A 23,255-nucleotide genomic window follows, 5' to 3' on the forward strand; every position below is an offset into this window, starting at 1 on the left:
AAGGCCAGGGAGGGCCGATGATCCGTCTGATGCTCTGTGGCCTGCTGGTATTGGCCAGCGGCCTTGTCGTCGCCAGCGAAATCACCCGCGAGCCTGCGGCACTGCCCGCGCGTTATGGCGCCGCGCTGCCTCACAGCGCGGCCGACCTGCAGGCCTGGGACCAAGACACTCGCCGTTTCCCACCCGTCGCCCATGCCCTGGACCAGATCGCCGATGGCAGCGAGCCCTGGTTACAGCGCTGGCGTTCGGCAATGGCCCAGGTCCGCCCGACGGAGGCCGTCGCGGTCGAGCGCCTGTGGCAATCGCACTTGCAGTTCAGCGAGCTGTCACCGGCGTTCTGCACCTTCGCCCGGCACAGCCTGCAAGGGCCGGACGACCTGATCCGCCGCATCGTCTCCGTACCTTTCGCGAAGGGCTGCGCCCAGGCATCGGACCGTCCCTTGCTGTTGCGCCCGGATACGCCGGCCCGCGCGGTGCTGGCGTTCTACGCCGGGCAGGAAGCGCCCGTGCCCGCTTTCGAGCCGCGCCTGGAGCAGGCCGTCACCGCGATGATCCCGAGCGCTGAAGCCTATGAGCTGCGCGCCGCAGCCTTCACCCTCGTGCACCTGAAACAGGCCGAGGCCAACCGTGCGTTGTTGCGCATCCATGGGCGGATCACCGACCAGGACAAGGCCGACCAGGTCGCACTGGCTTTCCTACGGAGCGACGACCCTCAGGGACGCGCACTGGCGCAGGCGGCCTGCCAGCGTCGCCTGCGCGATCCGATGTGCAGCCCCTCGCCGCACTACGGGGCAGAGGCTCAGGGCGAGGACGAGCCGCACGTCGACAGGGCTCTTGTCGCGCGTCGCATCGCCGAGCTGGCTACCCTCGGCTTCAGCCGGGTGCAGGCGCTCAAGGTGGATGAGCAGGCCAGTGCCGACCCGGAGTTCCTGCTGAGTGCCGCCGACTACCTGTACGGCTTCGACACCGAGACCGGGATGTTCCCCAACCAGCACGATTCGCTGTTGCGGCGCCTGGCGCGCCTGGCCGGGTCGACGCTGCAGGATGTGGTGTTCGAGGAGCGCTACCCGGCGGACGACCAGGGCCCCTACCGGCTGAGTGCCTATGCCGATGGCTCGGTCTATCGCCTGGAAGCGCAGAACTACGGCGACTGGTACGACGTCCAGGCCGTGCTGCAACTGCTGCAGCGAGTCGCCGATGACCGCCGGCTGGACGTGGCATTTGTGCCGCTGGCCAGTGGCGACCAGATGTCGCTGGTGCTGGCCGGCCCCAATGCTGCGGTGAGCGCGGCATTCGAGCGCGGCCTGTTGCAGCGGGCTGAACCGGAGCAGGCGATGGAAAGCGGCAAGGCATTCGAGGCGGAAGTCATCCAGGGGCTGCAGCGCCAGCAGCCTTGAGCGTGGCGCTTATGACAGTGTTAGATTCCGACACCCAGGGTGGATCTTCCCCTGCGTGTACAAGGGTTCAGAGAGGGCGTCATGTGGCACCTGGTATGCGGTGACAACGCGGTCGAAGGCGTCGCCTTCGTGCTTGGCGAGGAGGTGGCGCGGCAGTTCCTGCGGGTGCTGCGCGATGACCTCGCCGTCGGCCCGCTGAGCGGCATCGAACAGCCGCCCTGTACCCGCCGTGCCGCCTTCTGGCGCGCGGTATGGCCGGTTGCGGTGCAGCCGGTGCCGGACTTCGAAAGTGGCCTGGGCGAAGACGCCCAATGGCTCGCCGGCCTGGCCGGGCAGAGTCATGCGGTCACCGTCTGGCATGGCGACAGCGCCTCCGAGCAACTGCTGCTGGCCCGCATCGCGGCGGCCCTGGAGCACAGCGAGCTGCCCCTCTGGGAAGTGCCCTGCGGCAGCGGCGACAGCCGCGCGGTGGCCATGCGGGCGCCGGCCGAACTCGCCGAGCTGTACCTGCCGAAGCTGGTGGGGCCGGAGCGCCGCCAGCAACTGGCCAACCAGTGGCGTGGCGTACTGGCCGAGGGCGCGGGCATCCGCCGCTGGCGCGAGGGGGCCTTCCAGGGTGAAGACTTCAGCTTTATCGATGCCGACCTGCTGGAGCGCTGCACCCCTGAATGGCGCCCGCTGGGCCGGGTGATGGCCGATGTCATGGGCCATTGCGACGGCTTCTTCGCCACCGACTTCTTCCTCTTCTGGCGCGCTCGGGAACTGGCCGTCCAGGGCCGGGTCCAGATCGAGGGCGAACCCGGTGCCAATGGCTACGGCGGCCTGCAGGTGCGCCTGCCCGGTTGATTCCGGGCTGCACTCATTCCTTCGAGCCGGAGGCTTCATGCACGGACCCGACCCCCGCAACCCGCATCCCATGGCGGGCTTCCCCCAGGTCTGCTTCATCCGCAACACGGTGAACAACCCGCAGATCGAGATCGGCGAATACACCTATTACGACGACCCGGACGACTCGGAGAACTTCGAGCGCAACGTGCTCTATCTCTTCCCCTTCATCGGCGATCGCCTGGTGATCGGGCGCTTCTGCGCCATCGCGCGCGGGGTGAAGTTCATCATGAACGGCGCCAACCACAAGCTCTCCGGCTTCTCCACCTACCCCTTCCAGATCTTCGGCGGTGGCTGGGAGCGGCACATGCCGGAGCTGTCCGAGTTTCCCAACAAGGGCGACACCCTGATCGGCAACGACGTGTGGATCGGCTACGAGGCGCTGATCATGCCCGGGGTGAAGATCGGTGATGGCGCCATCATTTCCTCGCGCTCGGTGGTGACCCGCGACGTGGCGCCCTACAGCATCGTCGGCGGCAACCCGGCCGAACCGCTGAAGCGGCGCTTCCCCGATGAAGTGGTGGAACGCCTGCTCGCCCTGGCCTGGTGGGACTGGCCGGTGGAGAAGATCAGCCGGCACATGGCGGCGATCATGGCCGCCGATCTCGACGCCCTGGAGCGCTGCGCCCGGGAAGGCTGAGGCGAACTGCGTCACTTCCGCCGAGCGGGCACCTTGCCCCGGCGCGGGGCCGGGAGTAGTTTTCCCTGCTGTGCCCCGCTGCACAGGGAGCCGTCGCAGAGGGCGGCAATACAGCAAGGAGACCCCAGGTGCCCACCTTTACCCGCAACAAACTCCCGGTCGTCGGCAGCCTCGAACTGGTGGTCGGCAACGTGCTCAAGCTGAAGCTCAACGGCCTGGGGCCGGGCAAGAAGCACTACCGCATCAAGAGCGCCAACACCTGCCTGGAAGTGAAGCAGGACGCCAACGACCGCCAGAGCGAGCAGAGCATCACCATCAAGGCCCTGCGCGCCTGCCAGTCGGTGCGCGTCGAAGCCTTTTCCGCCGTCGATGACCTGCCCTCGGGCATCCACGTGGTCATCACCGTGCTGGAAGCGCTGACGCTGCCCGATGGCAAGACCGACGAAGGCTGCCTCGCGCGCCTGTTGCTGGCCGAGTCGGTGGTGCCGAAGAACGCGGGAGGCCTGGAGGAGGCGCTGTTCTCCATGCAGCTGATGCGCCAGGTGATCGAGAACCGCATGGCGTTCTCCGAACCGAAGCACTTCGGCAAGCCCGCCAACAAGACCATGACCGGCTTCATCACCGCCCGTGACCCGCTGCAGTTCGAGGGGTTCGGCAACTATCCGGCCATCGGCGCCAAGGAAGGCAAGATCGACAGCTACCTGCGGTTGGCCAACGATGGCAGCGACCTGCGTTTCTCCTTCGTCCGCCAGCATGTGCAGAACGCGCTGGACGTGGCGGCGGGCAAGAGCGTCGCCAAGCCCTACAAGCCGCCGGTCTATGGCTGGATGACCGAAGGCAGCGACCCGGGCGGCTACTTCATCAAGGCGGTGGACAAGGGTGGCCAGACCTTCTTCAGCCTCACCCAGGCCTTTATCGACAACCCCAACAACCCGGGTAAACCGAAGAAATGAACAGCTCACGCCTGGCCGGACTCTTCTCCGGCGCCCTGCTTTTCGTCACCCTCGGTGCCTGCGCGGCCGAGTCCTTCGGCCCGTCGATCTACACCGGCCAGGTGGCGCGTTTCGACATCGCCGAGGACAAGGCCTTCGCCGACCCCGAGCAGGACATGCGCTACCTGCTGGTGCAGGCCAAGCGCAACGACAGCGCCAACCACTTCTGCGTGGTCGGCTACCAGTGGCCGGATGGCAAGCGCAAGGCGGCGGTGCACTGGCAGGAAGGCCAGCGCATCGTCCTGTGGACCGGCAAATCCGGCGTGAGCGATGAATTCAAGTACGCCGACTCCATGGCCATGGCCAACAGCGTGGACCTGAAGGACGGCCTGGTGGACACCGACGAGCAGCGCTTCGGCAGCAGCTTCCTGCAACTGCGCTCCTCGGCCGAAGGCACCCTCGCCGACTGCAAGGCCCACGGCCACCAATACCTGATCGAGCCCTTTACCCCGCCGAGCGAGTCCGACGAGGACGAGTAGGGCTTTCCGACGAAAACCGGCTGGCGTAGGACGCTGTAAGAATACACTGTTCATGCATACAGTATTTTCCGGAGCGCCTCGCCATGTCCGTCACCCTCCCGCCCCGTGGCCGGGGAACCGGCAGCAACCCGTTCAACCGTTTCGCCCCGACTCTCTCGGTGGCCGAGGACGACGGCTGGTACCAGGAGGTGCCGCCGACCCGCGCCACCGAAGTGCGCATCGAGACGGCCAAGAGCATCATCGCCCGCAACCAGTCGCCCGACCTGCCCTTCGACCGCTCGATAAACCCCTATCGCGGCTGTGAACACGGCTGCATCTACTGCTATGCGCGGCCCAGCCACGCCTATTGGGACATGTCCCCGGGCATCGATTTCGAAACCCGGCTGATCGCCAAGACCAACGCCGCCGCCCTGCTGGAGCAACAGCTGAGCAAGCCCGGCTACCAGTGCGCGCCCATCGCCCTGGGCGCCAACACCGACCCCTACCAGCCCATCGAGCGCGAGCATCGCCTGACCCGGCAGATACTCGAAGTGCTGCTGCGCTATCGCCACCCGCTGACCATCGTCACCAAGGGCTCGCTGGTGCTGCGCGACCTCGACCTGCTGAGCCAACTGGCCGAGCAGCGCCTGGTCAAGGTGATGATCAGCCTCACCACCCTCGACGACGAACTCAAGCGCGTGCTCGAGCCCCGCGCCGCCGCGCCATCCGCGCGCCTGCGGGCGATCCGCGTGCTGCGTGAAAACCGTATTCCGGTGGGGGTGCTCTGCTCGCCGATGATCCCGATGATCAACGACAGCGAGCTGGAAAGCCTGCTGGAGGCCGCCCGCGACGCCGGTGCGCGCAGCGCCTCCTACATGCTGGTGCGCCTGCCCCGGGAGGTGGCGCCGCTGTTCGAGGAGTGGCTGCAGGCCCACTACCCGCAACGGGCTGCCCATGTGATGAGCATCATCCGCCAGTGCCGGGGCGGCGAGGTCTACGACAGCCGCTTCGGCAAGCGCTTCAGCGGTGAAGGCGCCTTCGCCCAGCTGCTGGCCCAGCGCTTTGCCGTCGCCATGCGCCGCCTGGGCCTGGAGAAACGTGGCGATGTGGCGCTGGACTGCTCGCGCTTCTGTCCGCCTGGGGGGCAGATGGCGTTGCTGTGAGCGAAAGGATGGGCGGAAGGGCTTTTGCGGGGCCGAAGTGTGACCGGAACACGCCGAACGGTGTCCTGTAGGGGGTCGGATAAATCCGACCATATCGGTAAAGTAATCCCACTTTCCCCTACAGAGTCCCAAGGCGAACGAGGTCGGCATGAGCGACGAGCACGATACCCCGCAAACCCAGGAAAGCGCTGAAGAAGCGCTACGCAACATCGTCGAAGGTTTCCAGCGTTTCCGCGACCAGGTCTACCCGGAGCAGGAAGAACTGTTCAAGCGCCTGGCCCATGAGCAGAAACCCCGCGCCATGTTCATCACCTGCGCCGACTCGCGCATCGTCCCGGAACTGATCACCCAGAGCTCCCCCGGCGATCTGTTCGTCACCCGCAACGTCGGCAACGTGGTACCGCCCTACGGGCAGATGAACGGTGGCGTTTCCACCGCCATCGAGTTCGCCGTCATGGCCCTCGGCGTGCACCACATCATCATCTGCGGCCACTCCGACTGCGGCGCCATGAAGGCGGTGCTCAACCCCGAGCAGCTGGAGCGCATGCCCACCGTCAAGGCCTGGCTGCGCCATGCCGAAGTGGCCCGCACCGTGGTCGCCGAGAACTGCGGCTGCGCCAACCACGAAACCCTCGGTGTGCTCACCGAGGAGAACGTGGTGGCCCAGCTCGACCACCTGCGCACCCACCCCTCGGTGGCGGCGCGCCTGGCCAGCGGCCAGCTGTTCATCCATGGCTGGGTCTACGACATCGAGACCGCCGCCATCCGCGCCTACGACGCCGAGAGCGGTCGCTTCCGCACCATCGGTGATGGCCCGCTGCCGATGGCCACGCCCCGCGCCCGCTACCTGTGAGCCCCCGGCGCCCCGGCTGCGGCCGGGGCGCCGCCCGTTCCCTTCCTTCCTCTCGTGGCTGCGCTTTCGCTGCGTCGAACTTCTGCACGGTCGTCCCATCACCAGTCCGGGCTGGCAGACTGCTATCGGCCATTCGTCTGTAAGGCTCATTCCAGAGCGGTTTCTTCAGTTTGAGTTAAGTCTGCACGCCTAAGGTTTTTCTCCATCCCGACCGCCCGGTCGGGTTGCAATCTGCCATCAAGCGGCAGGTCACGAGGGCCATCGGCCCGCTCGGAACGCAAACAGGAGAAACCATGAACCAGGACATCCGCAGCATCCCGCCCGCCCCCTCCGACGACATCGACGCCCAGGCCGCCTTCGACACCCTGGTGCAGGGCTGCCGGCGCTTTCGCGAGGAGACCTTCCCCCGGCAGCGCGCCCTCTTCCAGCAGCTGGCGCTGCGCCAGTCGCCGCGGGCCATGTTCATCACCTGCGCCGACTCGCGGGTGGCCCCGGAGCTGATCACCCACAGCGCGCCGGGCGATCTCTTCGTCACCCGCAACGTCGGCAACCTGGTGCCGCCCTACGGCCAGACGAACGGTGGCGTCTCCACCGCCATCGAGTACGCGGTCATGGCCCTGGGCGTGCAGCACCTCATCGTCTGCGGCCATTCCGACTGCGGCGCCATGAAGGCGGTGCTGGCCCCTGAATCCCTGAACGGCATGCCCACCGTCAGCGCCTGGCTGCGCCACGCCGAGGTGGCTCGCAGCCTGGTGGAACGCAACTGCGATTGCGTGGGCCACGATGCCCTCGGCGTGCTCACCGAGGAGAACGTGGTGGCCCAGCTCGACCACCTGCGCACCCACCCGGCGGTGGCCGCGCGCCTGGCCGCCGGCCAGCTGTTCATCCACGGCTGGGTCTACGACATCGAGACCGCCGCCATCCGCGCCTACGACGCCGAGGCCGGCCGCTTCCGGCCGCTGGAGCAAGGCCGCGCCGCCATGGCGACACCGCGCCCGCGCTACCTGGCGTCCTGACGCCCCCTTCCCATAGCCGTGGCGGCCGAGACCGCCGCGCGTCCCCCTTTCGTGCCGCAGGAGATCGCGACATGCGCCTTGCTTCCCTTCAATCCACGCTACCCCGGGACCTGCTGGCCTCGGTGGTGGTCTTCCTCGTCGCCCTGCCACTGTGCATGGGCATCGCCATCGCCTCCGGCATGCCGCCGGCCAAGGGCCTGATCACCGGCATCGTCGGCGGCCTGGTGGTCGGCTGGCTGGCGGGCTCGCCGTTGCAGGTCAGCGGCCCGGCGGCCGGCCTCGCCGTGCTGGTCTTCGAGCTGGTGCGCGAGCACGGCATGGCCATGCTCGGGCCCATCCTGGTGCTGGCCGGGCTGTTGCAGCTGTGCGCAGGCCGCCTGCGCCTGGGCTGCTGGTTCCGGGTCACCGCGCCGGCGGTGGTCTACGGCATGCTCGCCGGCATCGGCGCGCTCATCGTGATGTCGCAGGTGCATGTGATGTTCGATGCCAGGCCCCACGCCTCGGGTCTGGAGAACCTGCTGGCGTTCCCCGAGACGCTGATCAACGCGCTCGCCCAGGTCGGCCCCGGCGGCGGTCTGGCCGCCGCGGCGCTGGGCCTGGGCACCATCGCCTGCATGTGGGGCTGGGAGCGCTGGCGCCCGCAGTCGCTGCGTTTCCTGCCCGGCGCGCTGATCGGTGTCAGCCTGGCGACCTTGGCCAGCCTGGCCCTGGCGCTCGATGTGCAACGGGTGACGGTGCCGGCCACCCTGGGCGAAGCCATCGACTGGCTGCGACCGGCCGACCTGCTCGGCCTGGCCGACCCGCAGATCCTTTTGGCGGCGCTGGTGGTGGCCTTCGTCGCCAGTGCCGAGACGCTGCTTTCCGCCGCCGCCGTAGACCGCATGCACGCTGGGCCGCGCTCCGACCTGGACCGCGAGCTGTCGGCCCAGGGCGTGGGCAACCTGCTCTGTGGCGTACTCGGCGCGTTGCCCATGACCGGGGTGATCGTGCGCAGCTCGGCCAACGTCCAGGCCGGTGCCCGCACGCGCCTGTCGGCCGTGCTGCACGGTGCCTGGCTGCTGGCTTTCGTGGCGCTGTTGCCGGCGGTGCTGCAGAGCATCCCGGTGGCCGCCCTGGCCGGCGTGCTGGTGTTCACCGGCTTCAAGCTGGTGGATGCCAAGGCCATGCGCAGCCTCTCGCGCTACGGCCGCGCACCCTTGCTGATCTATGCCGCCACGGCACTGGGCATCGTCGCCTTCGACCTGCTCAGCGGCGTGCTCATCGGCTTCGCCCTGACCCTGGCCAAGCTGGCCTGGAAGGCTTCGCGCCTGAAAGTCGCCCTGGTGCAGGGTGCCCCCGGCGAGGCCGAGCTGCGCCTGGCCGGCGCCGCTACCTTCCTGCGGGTGCCGCAGTTGGCGCGGGTGCTGGAGGGGGTGGCGCCGGGCACGCGGCTGCAGGTGCCGCTGGATAACCTCAGCTACATCGACCATGCCTGCATGGAACTGCTGGAGGATTGGGGGCGCGCCGCGCAGCGCCAGGGTGGGGCCCTGCAGATCGAGCCCCGTGCCCTGAACCGGCGCCTGGAGGGACGGCTGCTCAGCCTGCGCGGCCGCGCCGTCTGAAGATCAGCTGGCGGCGCGTTGTGCCTGGTCCAGCTGCAGTTCGACGCCGAGCTGGCGCGAGAGGCAGGGCCAGCGCTTCCACGCCGCTTCCACCTTTGGGTCGTGCAGCCTGTCGCGGTAGTGCTGCACCGAGGCGCGCTCGAACACCGCCTCGTCGAGCATGCCGTCCACTGCATGGTGCACGGCTTCGTCCAGCTGGTTGGCGAAGGGTTCGCCGATCAGCCGGTGGGCGATGAGGTTGGCCACGGTGGTGTCCAGGGGGATCAGCGGCTCGCCCAGGTGGGCGATGTAGCGGTCGTTGACTTCCTCCACCAGGCGGTGGGCGAGGTAGGCCTCGTCGAGCAGGCCGTCCAGGCCCTCGTGGCCTTCCACCATGCTCGGCGGCTGCAGGAAGAACTGCTCGGCCACCTTCAGCACCGGCTTCACCTGGGCCTCGATACCGGCTTCGCGGGCGACATTGGCGGCGGCGTCGAGCACGTCCGGCACCTGTTCGATATAAGCGCTGACGAAGCGCGCCAGCACGCCCTGGGCGTCGTTGTCGGGCAGGCGGATGGCGGGGTGGAGGCGGTCCAGCTGGGTGGAGAGGATGCGCGCCAGGTGCCCGCTCCGGGCTTCCTGTTCGTGGGCTCGCTGGATGAGTTCGCGCAGGGCGAGGGTATTCATGACTGCTCCTGGATAGGACATGGATCGAAGGGAGGGGAAGACACAACTTAGCTCGCCTCGGCGGCCAGCTAAGACCCGATTGTCATAATGCCGCAATGCTTATGCATGGTCGCGATAACGGGCACCGCGCGCTCCCGCCAACCCCGCGCCAGCCGTGGCGTTTAGGACAAGGCTTGCGGCCCTTGCGCCAATTTTCCCATCGCGTTGCCAGCTTCAAGTCGGTGTCTATACTCCGACTCGAAAGGCGATACCTGATGACACCCGACTGTGCACCACGTGCTGAAGGTCGGCCGTTAAAGTCAGCCGTATTAACGACCGCTCCCTTAGCCGCTGGCCCAGCCGGCGGGATAACAAGAACGATAAGGGGAACCCGCAATGATGCGACATCCACGAGTCTGGATGGGACTCCTGCTGTGGTCGATTTTCAGCCAGGCGCAGGCCGCCTGGACCGTCAACATGACGCCCGGTGCCACCGAGGTCAGTCGTACCGTTTTCGATCTGCACATGACCATCTTCTGGATCTGCGTCGTTATTGGCGTGATCGTGTTCGGTGCCATGTTCTGGTCGATGATCATCCACCGTCGCTCTACCGGCCAGGAGCCGGCGCATTTCCATGAGAGCACCACGGTGGAGATCCTCTGGACGGTCGTGCCCTTCGTCATCCTGGTGCTGATGGCGATACCTGCCACCAAGACCCTGATCGACATCTACGACAGTTCCGAATCCGAGCTGGATATCCAGGTCACCGGCTACCAGTGGAAGTGGAACTACAAGTACCTGGGCCAGGACGTCGAATTCTTCAGCAACCTCGCCACCCCCGCCGAGCAGATCCACAACAAGGCGGAGAAGGACGAGCACTACCTGCTGGAGGTGGACGAGCCGCTGGTGATCCCGGTGGGCACCAAGGTGCGCTTCCTGATCACCGCCGCCGACGTCATCCACTCCTGGTGGGTACCGGCGCTGGCGGTCAAGCGTGACGCCATCCCCGGCTTCGTCAACGAAGCCTGGACGCGCATCGACAAGCCCGGCATCTACCGCGGCCAGTGCGCCGAGCTGTGTGGCAAGGACCACGGCTTCATGCCCATCGTGGTCGAGGCCAAGTCCAAGGAGGACTTCGCCAAGTGGCTCGCCGGCCGCAAGGAAGAGGTGGCCAAGCTCAAGGAGCTGACCGACAAGGAGTGGACGCTCGAAGAGCTCACCGCCCGTGGCGACAAGGTCTACCACACCACCTGCGCCGCCTGTCACCAGGCCGAGGGCCAGGGCATGCCGCCCATGTTCCCGGCGCTCAAGGGCTCGAAGATCGCCACCGGGCCGAAGGAAGACCACCTCAGCATCGTCTTCCACGGCAAACCCGGCACCGCGATGGCCGCCTTCGGCAAGCAGCTGTCGGAAGTCGATATCGCCGCCGTCATCACCTACGAACGCAACGCCTGGGGCAACGCCAAGGGCGACATGGTGACGCCGAAAGAAGTGCTTGCGCTCAAGCAAGCCGAGGAGAAATGACATGAGTGCAGTGATCGACCACGATCATGCCGGGCATGATCACCACCACGGCCCGGCCAAGGGCCTGATGCGCTGGGTGCTCACCACCAACCACAAGGACATCGGCACCATGTACCTGTGGTTCGCCTTCGCCATGTTCCTCCTCGGGGGTTCCATGGCGATGGTGATCCGCGCCGAGCTGTTCCAGCCCGGGCTGCAGATCGTCGAACCGGCCTTCTTCAACCAGATGACCACCATGCACGGCCTGATCATGGTCTTTGGCGCGGTGATGCCGGCCTTCGTCGGCCTGGCCAACTGGATGATCCCGCTGATGGTCGGCGCGCCGGACATGGCCCTGCCGCGCATGAACAACTTCAGCTTCTGGCTGTTGCCGGCCGCCTTCGGTCTGCTCATCAGCACCCTGTTCACCGCTGGCGGCGGGCCCAACTTCGGCTGGACCTTCTACGCGCCGCTGTCCACCACCTACGCGCCGGAGAGCGTCACCTACTTCATCTTCGCCATCCACCTGATGGGCATCAGCTCGATCATGGGCGCGATCAACGTGATCGCCACCATCCTCAACCTGCGCGCCCCGGGCATGACCCTGATGAAAATGCCGCTGTTCGTCTGGACCTGGCTGATCACCGCCTTCCTGCTTATCGCGGTGATGCCGGTGCTGGCGGGCTGCGTGACCATGATGCTGATGGACATCCACTTCGGCACCAGCTTCTTCAGCGCGGCCGGTGGCGGCGACCCGGTGCTGTTCCAGCACGTGTTCTGGTTCTTCGGCCACCCCGAGGTGTACATCATGATCCTGCCCGCCTTCGGCGCGGTCAGCTCGATCATCCCGGCCTTCGCGCGCAAGCCGCTGTTCGGCTACACCTCGATGGTCTACGCCACGGCCTCCATCGCCTTCCTCTCCTTCATCGTCTGGGCGCACCACATGTTCGTGGTCGGCATCCCGCTGACCGGCGAGCTGTTCTTCATGTACGCCACCATGCTGATCGCCGTGCCCACCGGGGTGAAGGTGTTCAACTGGGCCAGCACCATGTGGCAGGGCTCGATGACCTTCGAGACACCGATGCTGTTCGCGGTGGCCTTCGTCATCCTCTTCACCATCGGCGGCTTCTCCGGGCTGATGCTGGCCATCGCCCCGGCGGACTTCCAGTACCACGACACCTACTTCGTGGTGGCCCACTTCCACTACGTGCTGGTGCCCGGCGCCATCTTCGGCATCTTCGCCTCGGCCTACTACTGGCTGCCGAAGTGGACCGGCCACATGTACGACGAGACCCTCGGCAAGCTACATTTCTGGATGAGCTTCATCGGCATGAACATGGCGTTCTTCCCCATGCACTTCGTGGGGCTGGCCGGCATGCCGCGACGCATTCCGGACTACAACCTGCAGTTCGCCGACTTCAACATGATCTCCTCCATCGGCGCCTTCACCTTCGGTGCCACCCAGCTGCTCTTCCTGTTCATCGTCATCAAGTGCATCCGTGGCGGCAAACCCGCACCGGCCAAGCCCTGGGACGGTGCCGAAGGGCTGGAGTGGACCGTGCCCTCGCCGGCGCCGTACCACACCTTCAGCACCCCGCCGGAGGTGAAGTGAGATGAGCGGGGAACTGAACAATCGCCGCCTGATTCCACGCCTGCTGGTGCTGGTGGTGGCGATGTTCGGCTTCGGTTTCGCCCTGGTGCCGATCTACGACGTGATGTGCGTGGCCTTCGGCATCAACGGCAAGACCAATGCCTCCGCCTACGAAGGCAGCCAGGCGCTGGACGAGCAACGCCAGGTGCGGGTGCAGTTCCTCGCCACCAACTCGGCGGACATGACCTGGGAATTCCGCTCCAAGGCGGACGACCTGGTGGTGCACCCGGGGGCCAGCAACGAGATGCTGTTCATCGCCCACAACACGACGGACAAGCCCATGACCGCCCAGGCGGTGCCGAGCATCTCGCCGTCCAAGGCCGCCGCGTACTTCCACAAGACCGAATGCTTCTGCTTCACCCAGCAGGTCCTGCAACCGGGCGAGCGCATCGAAATGCCGGTGCGCTTCATCGTCGACCGCGACCTGCCGCCCGACGTGCACCACCTGACACTCGCTTACACGCTGTTCGATATCACGGCCCGCAAGCCCCCGGTCGCCAAGACCGGCAGCTGACGCGCCGACAAGGAGAACAACAACGATGGCAAGTCACGAGCAGTATTACGTTCCCGCCCAGAGCAAATGGCCGATCATCGCCACCATCGGCATGCTCGTCACCGTCTACGGCCTGGGCACCTGGTTCAACGACCTCAAGGCCGCCCGCCCGGATTCCAACGGCCCGCTGATCTTCTTCGTCGGCGCCCTGTGCCTGGCGTACATGCTGTTCGGCTGGTTCGGCGCGGTGATCAAGGAAAGCCGCGGCGGGCTTTACAGCCCGCAGATGGACCGCTCGTTCCGCTGGGGCATGAGCTGGTTCATCTTCTCCGAGGTGATGTTCTTCGCCGCCTTCTTCGGCGCGCTGTTCTACGTGCGCACCTGGGCCGGCCCCTGGCTCGGCGGCGAGGGCGACAAGGGCGTGGCCAACATGCTCTGGCCCAACTTCCAGTACACCTGGCCGCTGCTCAACACCCCCGACCCGAAACTCTTCCCCGGGCCCAAGGAGGTGATCGACCCCTGGCACCTGCCGCTGATCAACACCCTCCTGCTGGTGTCCTCCAGTTTCACCGTGACCTTCGCCCACCACGCGCTGAAGAAGGCCAACCGCAAGCTGCTGAAGATCTGGCTGGCGCTGACCATCCTCCTGGGCGTGGCCTTCCTCGCCTTGCAGGCCGAGGAATACATCCACGCCTACACCGAACTGGGCCTGACCCTCGGCTCGGGCATCTACGGCGCCACCTTCTTCATGCTCACCGGCTTCCACGGCGCCCACGTGACCATGGGCACGCTGATTCTCACGGTGATGCTGGTGCGCATCCTGCGCGGGCACTTCGACGCCGACCACCACTTCGGCTTCGAAGCCGCCAGCTGGTACTGGCACTTCGTCGACGTGGTCTGGGTGGGGCTATTCATCTTTGTGTATGTGCTTTGAGGACAGCTGCAAGGGGCAAGCGGCAAGCTTCAAGTGGTGGCTGGGCTCGCCCTTTCTTGCAGCTTGAAACTTGCAGCTTGCAGCTCCGACCTACCAGGTCGTATGCGACACCAGTTGGCCGCTGTAGAAGCCCCAGGCGACGAGGCCGAGGGTGAGGGCGGCAAGGACGACACGGACGGTAAGGGCGTTGACCACGCGTGAACCGCGACCCTCGTCCTTGACCAGGAAGAACAGGCCGCTGAACAGGCTGACCACGGTGGCCAGCAGCATGAAAACGATAAGCGCCTTGAGCATGGGCGAATCCGCGGTAAGGGGGACGTTGTGCAGTATAGCCAGAGCTTTCCAGGCTCCAGGCCACGTCGGTTGAGGGCCTTCCGCCCCGGCCTCGTGCCCACCCTCGTGGTGCTGGCGCTGTTGCCCCTGCTCGTCGGCCTGGGGGTCTGGCAGCTGTCCCGCGCGGAGGAGAAGCGCCAGTTGCTGGCGGGCTACGAAGCGCGTCGCAGTGCCGATCCCATCGCCATCACCGAACTCGAACGCCTGCCCGACCCGGCCTATGTGCGGGTGCGCCTGCAGGGCAGTTTCGATGACCAGCACAGCCTGTTGCTGGACAGCCGCATCCGCGCCGGCAAGCCCGGCGTCGAACTGCTGCAACCCTTCTACGACCAGGTCAGCGGGCTCTGGCTGCTGGTCAACCGGGGCTGGCTGCCCTGGCCGGACCGGCGCACCCCGCCGCAATTCGACACCCCGCACCAGCCCCTGGCCCTCGACGCCTGGGTCTATGTGCCGCCCGGCGCCGCCTTCGAGCTCAAACACGTGGAAAGCGCCGAGTGGCCGCAACTGATCAACCAGGTCGAGCCACGCGCCTTGTGGCAGAAGCTCGGCCGTGGCGGCCTGCCTTTCGAGCTGCGCATCGAACCCGGTCTCGCCGCCTACGAAGCCGACTGGCCGGTGGTGGCCATGGGGCCGGAAAAACACCTCGGTTACGCGGTGCAGTGGTTCGCCATGGCGGCGGCCCTCTGCGCGCTCTTCACCTATTTCGGTTTTCGCCAAGCACGGGAGTTAACGGATGAATCCAGCCCTCGCTCTGCCTGATACGCCGCCGCGCCGTACGCGCGGGCGCCTGCAGCTGCTGCTGATCCTCGCGGTGGTACTCGGCCCCATGGTGCTGGCCTCGGCCATGTACAAGCTGCGCTTCTGGGTGCCGGAGGGGCGCAGCTACCACGGCGCGCTGATCGGCAACGGCCAGACCCGCGCCGACCTCGGCGTGCAGGGCGCCGGGGAGCCTGCGCTGTGGCAGTTGCTGGTCACCGCCCCCCAGGCTTGCGAGGCCGACTGCCAGCAACTGGTCTACGTCGCCCGGCAGATCCACATCGGCCTGGGCCGCGAGGCCGAGCGCGGCAGCCACGCCTTCGCTGCCGGGCAGCCGCTGTCGGCGGACTACCAGCAGACCCTGGAGCGCGAATACCCGCGCCTGCAGCGCTACACGCTGGACCCGGCGGCCTATGGCAAGGCGGTGGAAAGCGACGTCACCGGCCCGCAGCTGTGGATCGTCGACCCCCACGGCAACCTGGTGCTGCGCTACGACGCGAAGATCAAGGGCAAGCAGATCCTCAACGACCTGCGGCACCTCATGAAGCTCTCGAATATAGGTTAGGGGCAGCGGCAAGCTTCAAGCGGCAAGCTGCAAGTTATGAAGCGAGCGGCAGCTGAGAACGGAGTTCTCCACATGCAACGATCTTTTCGTCCCGGTTTCTACCTCGCGGTGCTGGCCACTGCGCTGGCTGTGGTGGTGGTGCTGCTGGGCGCCTACACCCGGTTGACCCATGCCGGCCTCGGTTGCCCCGACTGGCCGGGCTGCTACGGCTTTATCAGCGTGCCCAAGACCGAAGCCCAGCTGGCCCACGCCGAGGTGCATTTCCCCGAGGCGCCGGTGGAGGCCGACAAGGGCTGGAACGAGATGATCCACCGCTACTTCGCCGGCACCCTGGGCCTGGCCATCCTCGGCCTTGCCGTGCATGCCCTGGTGCGGCGCGGGCGTGATGGGCAGCCGCACAAGCTGCCGCTGCTGCTGCTCGGCGTGGTCATCGCCCAGGCCGCCTTCGGCATGTGGACGGTGACCCTCAAGCTCTGGCCCCAGGTGGTCACCGCGCACCTGCTCGGCGGCTTCACCACCCTGGCGCTGCTGTTCCTCCTCAGCCTGCGCCTGTCCGGCGCCTTTGCCCCGTTGCAGCTGCCCGCGCGGCTGCGCTACCTGGCGACCTTCGGGTTGCTGCTGGTGATCGGGCAGGTCGCCCTCGGCGGCTGGGTCAGCTCCAACTACGCGGCGGTGGCCTGTGTCGACCTGCCCACCTGCCACGGCCAGTGGTGGCCGGAGATGGACTTCGCCAACGGCTTCCACCTCAGCCAGCACATCGGCCCCAATTACCTGGGCGGGCAGCTGGACAGCGACGCCCGCACCGCCATCCACATGACCCACCGCCTCGGCGCCCTGGTGGTGACCCTCACCCTGCTGGTGCTCGCCTGGCGCCTGCGTGCCGCCGGCCTCGGCCGTCTCGCTGTGCTGGTGCTCGGCGCCCTGGCGCTGCAGGTGGGGCTGGGCATCAGCAACGTGATCTTCCACCTGCCGCTGCCCGTGGCAGTGGCCCACAACGGCGGCGGTGCGCTGCTGCTGTTGACCCTGGTGCTGGTGAATTACCGCGTGCGTGCGCCGGCCCTGGCCACCGCCCCCGCAACCACGGCTCTCCGGCTGCACGCCGGCAAGCCTGCCTGAACACAAGAAGAAGGAGAGACGCCATGGCCACTCTGCTCAGCGAACGCGAGGCCCGGGTCCACGCCAGCTGGCGCGATTACCTGGAACTGACCAAGCCCAAGGTGCTGGTGCTGATGCTCATCACCTCCCTGGTGGGGATGTTCCTCGCCACCCGCGCGGGCGTGCCCTGGGAGGTGCTGATCTTCGGCAACCTCGGCATCGCCCTGTGCGCCGGGTCGGCGGCGGCGGTGAACCACGTGGTGGACCGGCGCATCGACTCGATCATGGCGCGCACCCTCAAGCGCCCGGTGGTCAACGGTCGCGTCTCGCCCGTCGCCGCGCTGGTGTTCGCCCTGCTCCTGGCGGTGGCCGGGCAGGTGATGCTGCTGCACTTCACCAACGAACTCACCGCCTGGCTGACCCTCGCCTCGCTGCTGGGCTACGCGGTGATCTACACCGGCTTCCTCAAGCGCGCCACGCCGCAGAACATTGTCATCGGCGGCCTCGCCGGCGCCGCCCCGCCGATGCTCGGCTGGGTCGCGGTCACCGGGCACCTGTCCGCCGAGCCGCTGCTGCTGGTGCTGATCATCTTCGCCTGGACCCCGCCGCACTTCTGGGCCCTGGCCATCCACCGCAAGGAGGAATACGCCAAGGCCGACATCCCCATGCTGCCGGTGACCCACGGCGAGCACTACACCAAGGTGCACATCCTGCTCTACACCCTGGTGATGTTCGCCGTGAGCCTGCTGCCCTACGCCATCCACATGAGCGGCCTGCTCTACCTGGTCTGCGCCATCGGCCTGGGCGGGCGCTTCCTGCAATGGGCCTGGGTGCTCTACCGCGACAGCCGACCGCACGCCGCGATCAAGACCTTCAAGTACTCTATCGCCTACCTGTTCCTGCTGTTCATCGCCCTGCTGGTGGACCACTACCTGCTGCTGAACATCTGACTCCAAAGGCTGTTACACCGCGGACCGTGCCATCGGCACGCTTCGCGGTTAGTCTTGCCGCCACCGAAATCCCCGAGTGAAGACCGCCCATGACCCGTGTGCAGAAAACCGTATTCGTCCTCATCGCCCTGGTGGCGCTGGTGCTCGGCCTGACCGTGCACAAGGTGCTCAACAACCAGCGTCAGGCCGACCCGACCCAACTGCTCGACGCCGGCATCGTACTGCTGCCGCAGAGCCGCACCCTGCCGTCCATCAGCCTCACCGACCAGGACGGCAAGCCGGTGGCGGTCAACGAACTCAAGGACAAATGGAGCCTGCTGTTCTTCGGCTACACCTTCTGCCCGGATATCTGCCCCACCACCCTGGCGCAGATGCGCGAGCTCAAGGGCCTGCTGCCGGAGGCGGCGCGCAACAACCTGCGCGTGGTGCTGGTCAGTGTCGACCCGAACCGCGACACCCCGCAGCAGCTCAAGCAGTACCTGGGCTACTTCGACCCGGCCTTCATCGGCTACACCGGCGAACTGGCCGCGATCCAGAAGCTGGCCAACGCCGTGAGCATCCCCTTCATCCCGGCTGACACCAGCAAGGAAAACTACACCGTCGACCACAGCGGCAACCTGGTGGTGATCGGCCCGGACGGCACCCAGCGCGGCTTCATCCGTGCGCCACTGAACAACCAGAAGCTCAAGGACCAGTTGCCCACCCTGCTGGCACCAGCCAGCTGAGAAACTCGTTTCTCAATTGCAACCGATTCTCAATAAAAATAAGATGGCGCTCCCTCACCCTCCGCCAGTCAGGGAGCGCGCTTGTCGGAGCCCGATCTCAAGAGCCTTTTCATCAAGCATGCGAAGGCCCTGCAAAGCCTGTTGACGCGCAAGGTGCGCGACCCGCAGCTGGCCGCCGACCTGGTCCAGGAGAGCTTCCTGCGCCTGGCCGAACAGCGTGGCAAGGAACGCATCGACAACAGCCCCGCGTACCTCTACCGCACCGCCCACAACCTGATGATCGATCACGCCCGGCAGCAGTCGCGGCGCAAGACCGAGTCGGTGCCCCACGAGGCGCTGGAAGAAATAGTCGAAGAACGCCCCGGCCTCGACGAAGAGGCCGCCGAGGCCCAGCACATGCACCGGCTGCGCGAAGCGGTGGCGGAACTGCCGCCGCGCACCCGTGAAATCTTCCGCCTCAACCGCCTCGAGGGCCTGACCCACGCCGAGGTCGCCCGGCAGCTGGATATCTCCGACAGCTCGGTGCAGAAGCACCTGTCCAAGGCCCTGGCGCATGTCATGCAACGCCTGCAAACCGGCGCTTCGAGCGAAAGATGACAAATGGTTTACCGAATATCGGCCCCTCAGACGTCAGCATTCATATAACGAGAACTCGAGAGACCGCCGTGATCAGCCACGACCTGCGCGAGCAGGACATCCGCGAGCAAGCCGCCGACTGGGCCATCCGCCTCAGCGCCGGGGCCCTGGACGCCGAACAGGCGCAGGCCCTGGCCCGCTGGCAGGCCGAGGACCCGCGCCATGGGCCGGCGCTGCAGTTCGCCCAGCGCACCTGGGCGGACCTCGCGCGCCTGGGCGAGATGCCCGCGCCCGCGTATGCGCCCGCCGTCCAGGCGCTGCCCCGGGCGCGGCCGCAGCAGCCGGCCCGCCGGCGTCCGCGCCTGCGCTGGGCGGCCAGCGCTGCCGCCGTGCTGCTGCTGGCCGGGCTCGGCGTCGAGCAGGGCAAACAACTGCTGCTGCCCCTGCTGGCCGACCATGCCACCGCCAAGGGCGAGATACGCCAGGTGCAGTTGCCGGACGGCAGCCGCGTGGAGCTGGATACCCGCAGCGCCATCGACCTGGCCTTCAGCGATACCGAACGCCGGGTGCGCCTGCTCGGCGGCGACGCCTACTTCACCGTGGCGCCCCTGGGGCCCAACGAGTCGCGGCCCTTCGTGGTCGAGAGCGCCGGGGGCACCACGCGTGCCCTGGGTACCCAGTTCCTGGTCAGCCAGGACGACGAGCAAGGCGCCTGGGTCGGCGTCACCGAACACAGTGTCGCCGTCGCCCTGGAGCGCGCGCCCGATCGTGGCCCCCGCGAGCAGGTGCTGAGGGAGGGCCAGAGCGCCCGCTATGACGCCCGTGGCGGCATCCAGCCCCTGGCCGCCCGCGACCTGCAACGCGCCACCAGTTGGCGACGTGGCGTGCTGGTGTTCGAGCGCGTGCCCCTGGAGCAGGTCGCCGAGCAGCTCAACCGTTACCGGCCCGGCCGCGTGCTGATCACCGATTCCGCCCTGGCCCGTCGCGAGGTCAGCGGCGTGTTCCGCCTCGACATCCTCGACGAGGCCCTGGACACCCTCACCCACGAACTCAAGGTCAGCCGTCTCGACCTGCCCGGCGTCACCTTCCTCTACTGACCTGGAAGCCCGTTCCGCGCGGCTTCCAGCGTTCCCCTGAAAAAAATCGCAAAAAAACCTTACTGAGTTTTCCCGACTGATTCGTCTTGGTGGTGAGAGTGATTTTCATTCACCAAACAATAAACACAGCCATAAGGAAAACCGATGAACGCATACAAGGGGCCGGGCCAGCGATTCCGTCGTGCGCTGCTCGCCTTGGGGGGAAGCTGGATGCTGGCCTGCGCTGGGGAGCTGCAGGCCGTCGAATCCGCTCCGGCGACGGCGCAGGCGCAACAGGCACGGGTCGCCTTCGACATTCCGGTGCAGCCGCTGAGCAGCGCGGTGCTGGCCTTCGCCGAACAGTCGGGCGTGCAGGTGATCTTCGACGCCGCCCTGCTGGAAGGGCTGCAGGGCAACGCGGTGCGTGGCCGCCTGGAAATCCGCGAGGGCCTGCAGGCGCTGCTGCGCGGCCACCCGGTGAGCTACAGCTTCAGCTCGCCGCGCCAGGTCAGCCTGACCCGCACCTACGCCGATGCCGGCAGCGTGATGCAACTGGGCACGACCCATGTGCAGAGCCAGGCCGATGCCAACGACTGGATGTACCGCACGCCGCGTTCGGTGGCAGTGATCGGCCGCGAGCAGATCGACCGCAACCCGCCGCGCCACGCCGCCGACATGCTCGAGGAAACCTCCGGCGTGTACAGCATCGTCAGCCAGCAGGACCCGGGCCTGTCGGTGAACATCCGTGGGCTGCAGGACTTCGGCCGGGTCAACATGTCGATCGACGGCGCCCGCCAGAACTTCCAGCAGAGCGGCCACCAGCAGCGCAACGGTGAAGTGCTGGTGGACACCGAGCTGCTGACCCAGGTGGACATCGAGAAGGGCCCGACCTCGGGCATGGGCGGCGCCGGGGTGATCGGCGGCATCGCCAACTTCCGCACCCTCAACGTCGAAGACGTGCTGCTGCCCGGCCATGACTATGGCGCGCGCCTGCGCGGCACCACCGGCCTGGGTGGCTACGACAACGGCACGAACTTCATCGGCAGCGCCGCCTTCGCCCTCGACGAAGACCTCTGGAGCCTGCTGGTGGCCCACAGCGAAAAGCACCTGGGCGAGTACGAGCCGGGCCAGCGCGGCAAGTCCGGCGCCGAGAACCAACTGGGCCTCGACGCCCAGCCGGGCAAGCCGACCTTCGTCAAGTTCACCAACCAGATGCAGCGTTCCGACCTGTTCAAGCTCGGCCTCAAGCTGGCGCCGGGCCAGACGCTGGGCTTCAGCTACCTGGAAAGCCGCGTCAGCTACGACAACGCCAGCATGGCCAACGCCCTGAGCACCGATACCTGGCGCAAGACCGGCGAGGACAAGCTGACCAACACGCTCTACAGCCTCGACTACAGCTACACCCCGGACAACCCGCTGATCGACCTGCAGGCCAAGCTCTACTACGGCACCACCCGTAACGAGCAAGACGTCTACAAGGGCAACCCGCCCGCCAACTACCCCACCGACTACTGCGACGTGCCGCGCTCGACCGCGACCTGGGAGCGCAACTGCGCCCCGGCGTATTCGATCACCCACCGCACCGACACCTGGGGTGCGCAACTGCAGAACACCTCGACCTTCGAGCTGGATGAGCGCTCGGTGGTCACCGCCAACTACGGCATGGAATATTTCGAGGACAAGACCAAGCCCGAAGCCGGCCTGGCCACCCCTCGCGTCGCCACCGACCCCATCGGCGACACCCTGGGCGTGACCCCCAAGGGCACCCGGGAAATGGCCAGCCTGTTCACCGGCCTGGGCTATCGCTACGACGACTGGCTGCAGATCAACGGCGGCCTGCGTTATGACCGTTACCACCTGGAAGGCGACACCCGCCTGACCGCCTACCGCGACTTCAACGGCCGCACCCAGTCGCCCCAGTACAGCGTGGACGAAGAGCGCGGCCACCTCTCGCCCACCTTCTCCATCGCGGTGAACCCGGGCCTCGACTGGCTGCAGCTGTTCGCCAACTACGGCAAGGGCTGGCGCCCGCCGGCCATCACCGAAACCCTGATGCACGGCACCCACATCGGTGACGCCGCCTCGAAGATGTACCCCAACCCCTTCCTCGAACCCGAGGAATCCCGGACCTGGGAAGCCGGCATCAACCTGTTCAAGGAAGGGCTGTTCATCCCCGGAGACAAGCTCACCGGCAAGGTCGCCTACTTCGACACCAAGGTCGACGACTACATGTTCATGAGCCTGGAGGTGGGCCTGCCCAATACGGCGGTCACCAACCTGGGCACCTCGGCCTTCGTCAACAGCCTCAACCCGGCGCGCTTCAAGGGCGTGGAGTACGAGCTCGAGTACGACGCCGAGCGCTGGTACACCGGCCTCACCTACACCCACATGATCGGCAGGAACGAGCTCTGCTACAAAGTCTGGTACATCGGCCCCTCCGCCGTCGCCACCGGCAAGGAGTGGCGCGACAACATGGTCACTTGCGGCTTCATGATGGGCAGCGCCGAACACATGCCCATGGACCGCGGCAGCTGGCACGGCGGCCTGCGCTTCTTCGACAAGAAACTGGATATGGGCCTGCGCGCCCGCTACAGCGAAGGCTTCTTCGAGACCTATGCCGAGCGCCGCGCCGCCGGTGAAGAAGACGTCTACCCGCTGATCTGGAAGAGCTACGTGGTCTGGGACTTCTACAGCGCCTACCGCGTCAGCGACAACCTGACCCTGCGCCTCTCCGTGGAGAACTTGCGTGACCGTGCCTACGTGGTGCCGATGGGTGATGCCCTGGCCGCCACCATGGGCCGTGGACGCACGGCGCAGGGCACTGTGGAAATCCGCTTCTGATCCTGATGCACGCCCCCGTGGCGGGCATCGACGAGCACGCCTTTCGGCCCCGAGCCGGCAGGCAGGCCCCGAGGCACCGGACGGCGCCGAGGGAAACCCCAAACGATGGA

At 66.8% G+C, this 23,255-nt stretch carries 23 protein-coding genes; 21 read left to right on the top strand and 2 right to left on the bottom strand.

Annotated features, from left to right (window positions below):
• The first annotated feature begins 17 nt into the window (after window positions 1-17).
• From PI990_RS00310 to PI990_RS00350, 9 genes are all read left to right on the top strand, one after another.
• A complete protein-coding gene (locus PI990_RS00310; protein WP_271659534.1) occupies window positions 18-1,397 on the top strand; it encodes a hypothetical protein in 1,380 nt (459 codons plus the stop codon).
• Between the two features lie 81 nt (window positions 1,398-1,478).
• Complete coding sequence (locus PI990_RS00315) at window positions 1,479-2,243, top strand: DUF3658 domain-containing protein (RefSeq protein WP_271659535.1); 765 nt, start codon at window positions 1,479-1,481, stop codon at window positions 2,241-2,243.
• Between the two features lie 37 nt (window positions 2,244-2,280).
• A complete protein-coding gene (locus tag PI990_RS00320) occupies window positions 2,281-2,922 on the top strand; it encodes a Vat family streptogramin A O-acetyltransferase (protein ID WP_043241907.1) in 642 nt (213 codons plus the stop codon).
• Between the two features lie 128 nt (window positions 2,923-3,050).
• Window positions 3,051-3,875 (top strand): hypothetical protein, encoded by an 825-nt coding sequence (locus PI990_RS00325; protein WP_021219889.1) that lies wholly within the window; start codon window positions 3,051-3,053, stop codon window positions 3,873-3,875.
• Window positions 3,872-4,393, top strand: a complete 522-nt coding sequence (locus PI990_RS00330) for a hypothetical protein (protein ID WP_271659536.1) — start codon at window positions 3,872-3,874, stop codon at window positions 4,391-4,393. Before PI990_RS00325 ends, PI990_RS00330 begins: the two co-directional genes overlap by 4 nt.
• A gap of 83 nt (window positions 4,394-4,476) precedes the next feature.
• Window positions 4,477-5,535: a PA0069 family radical SAM protein gene (locus PI990_RS00335; protein ID WP_265170184.1), complete on the top strand. Its 1,059-nt coding sequence runs from the start codon at window positions 4,477-4,479 to the stop codon at window positions 5,533-5,535.
• A 148-nt stretch (window positions 5,536-5,683) separates the two neighbouring features.
• Window positions 5,684-6,388 carry a carbonic anhydrase gene (locus PI990_RS00340; RefSeq protein WP_021219886.1) on the top strand — a complete coding sequence of 235 codons (705 nt, stop codon included), beginning with the start codon at window positions 5,684-5,686 and terminating at the stop codon, window positions 6,386-6,388.
• A 293-nt stretch (window positions 6,389-6,681) separates the two neighbouring features.
• Window positions 6,682-7,404: a carbonic anhydrase gene (locus PI990_RS00345; RefSeq protein WP_271659537.1), complete on the top strand. Its 723-nt coding sequence runs from the start codon at window positions 6,682-6,684 to the stop codon at window positions 7,402-7,404.
• Between the two features lie 71 nt (window positions 7,405-7,475).
• Complete coding sequence (locus PI990_RS00350; protein WP_184488202.1) at window positions 7,476-9,005, top strand: SulP family inorganic anion transporter; 1,530 nt, start codon at window positions 7,476-7,478, stop codon at window positions 9,003-9,005.
• A 3-nt stretch (window positions 9,006-9,008) separates the two neighbouring features.
• On the opposite strand, the gene PI990_RS00355 is transcribed toward PI990_RS00350, so the two are convergent.
• Entirely contained in the window at window positions 9,009-9,668 is a 660-nt protein-coding gene (locus PI990_RS00355) for a hypothetical protein (RefSeq protein ID WP_271659538.1), read from the bottom strand.
• Between the two features lie 375 nt (window positions 9,669-10,043).
• On the opposite strand from PI990_RS00355, the gene coxB reads away from it, so the two are divergent.
• Genes coxB through PI990_RS00375 form a run of 4 tightly spaced genes read left to right on the top strand, consistent with a single transcriptional unit; the run spans window position 10,044 to window position 14,228 of the window.
• A complete protein-coding gene (gene coxB / locus PI990_RS00360; RefSeq protein ID WP_043241915.1) occupies window positions 10,044-11,171 on the top strand; it encodes a cytochrome c oxidase subunit II in 1,128 nt (375 codons plus the stop codon).
• 1 nt (window position 11,172) lies between these two features.
• Entirely contained in the window at window positions 11,173-12,762 is a 1,590-nt protein-coding gene (ctaD, locus tag PI990_RS00365; RefSeq protein WP_021219881.1) for a cytochrome c oxidase subunit I, read from the top strand.
• Between the two features lies 1 nt (window position 12,763).
• Complete coding sequence (locus PI990_RS00370; RefSeq protein WP_184488204.1) at window positions 12,764-13,315, top strand: cytochrome c oxidase assembly protein; 552 nt, start codon at window positions 12,764-12,766, stop codon at window positions 13,313-13,315.
• A 25-nt stretch (window positions 13,316-13,340) separates the two neighbouring features.
• A complete protein-coding gene (locus PI990_RS00375; RefSeq protein ID WP_043241918.1) occupies window positions 13,341-14,228 on the top strand; it encodes a cytochrome c oxidase subunit 3 in 888 nt (295 codons plus the stop codon).
• Between the two features lie 90 nt (window positions 14,229-14,318).
• Here PI990_RS00375 and PI990_RS00380 read toward each other — a convergent pair whose 3' ends face one another.
• Window positions 14,319-14,522, bottom strand: coding sequence for a twin transmembrane helix small protein (locus PI990_RS00380; protein WP_021219878.1), 204 nt, complete (start codon window positions 14,520-14,522; stop codon window positions 14,319-14,321).
• A gap of 69 nt (window positions 14,523-14,591) precedes the next feature.
• Between PI990_RS00380 and PI990_RS00385 the strand changes: the two genes are divergently transcribed.
• The 8 genes from PI990_RS00385 to PI990_RS00420 all read left to right on the top strand — a co-directional run bounded on the left by PI990_RS00385 (window position 14,592) and on the right by PI990_RS00420 (window position 23,145).
• Complete coding sequence (locus PI990_RS00385) at window positions 14,592-15,320, top strand: SURF1 family protein (RefSeq protein WP_271659539.1); 729 nt, start codon at window positions 14,592-14,594, stop codon at window positions 15,318-15,320.
• Entirely contained in the window at window positions 15,295-15,882 is a 588-nt protein-coding gene (locus PI990_RS00390; protein WP_184488206.1) for a hypothetical protein, read from the top strand. The genes PI990_RS00385 and PI990_RS00390 overlap by 26 nt, the downstream gene beginning before the upstream one ends.
• Window positions 15,883-15,954: 72 nt before the next feature.
• Window positions 15,955-16,998, top strand: coding sequence for a COX15/CtaA family protein (locus PI990_RS00395; RefSeq protein WP_271659540.1), 1,044 nt, complete (start codon window positions 15,955-15,957; stop codon window positions 16,996-16,998).
• A 23-nt stretch (window positions 16,999-17,021) separates the two neighbouring features.
• Entirely contained in the window at window positions 17,022-17,927 is a 906-nt protein-coding gene (gene cyoE / locus PI990_RS00400) for a heme o synthase (protein ID WP_021219874.1), read from the top strand.
• A gap of 89 nt (window positions 17,928-18,016) precedes the next feature.
• Complete coding sequence (locus PI990_RS00405; RefSeq protein WP_184488208.1) at window positions 18,017-18,652, top strand: SCO family protein; 636 nt, start codon at window positions 18,017-18,019, stop codon at window positions 18,650-18,652.
• A gap of 81 nt (window positions 18,653-18,733) precedes the next feature.
• Window positions 18,734-19,249, top strand: coding sequence for an RNA polymerase sigma factor (locus tag PI990_RS00410; protein ID WP_021219872.1), 516 nt, complete (start codon window positions 18,734-18,736; stop codon window positions 19,247-19,249).
• 68 nt (window positions 19,250-19,317) lie between these two features.
• Window positions 19,318-20,325: a FecR family protein gene (locus PI990_RS00415; RefSeq protein ID WP_271659541.1), complete on the top strand. Its 1,008-nt coding sequence runs from the start codon at window positions 19,318-19,320 to the stop codon at window positions 20,323-20,325.
• A gap of 144 nt (window positions 20,326-20,469) precedes the next feature.
• Window positions 20,470-23,145 (top strand): TonB-dependent receptor, encoded by a 2,676-nt coding sequence (locus PI990_RS00420; RefSeq protein WP_271659542.1) that lies wholly within the window; start codon window positions 20,470-20,472, stop codon window positions 23,143-23,145.
• Window positions 23,146-23,255 lie beyond the last annotated feature (110 nt).

The sequence above is a fragment of the Pseudomonas sp. TUM22785 genome (assembly GCF_028198105.1).
GTDB classification, from domain to species: Bacteria; Pseudomonadota; Gammaproteobacteria; order Pseudomonadales; family Pseudomonadaceae; genus Metapseudomonas; species Metapseudomonas solani.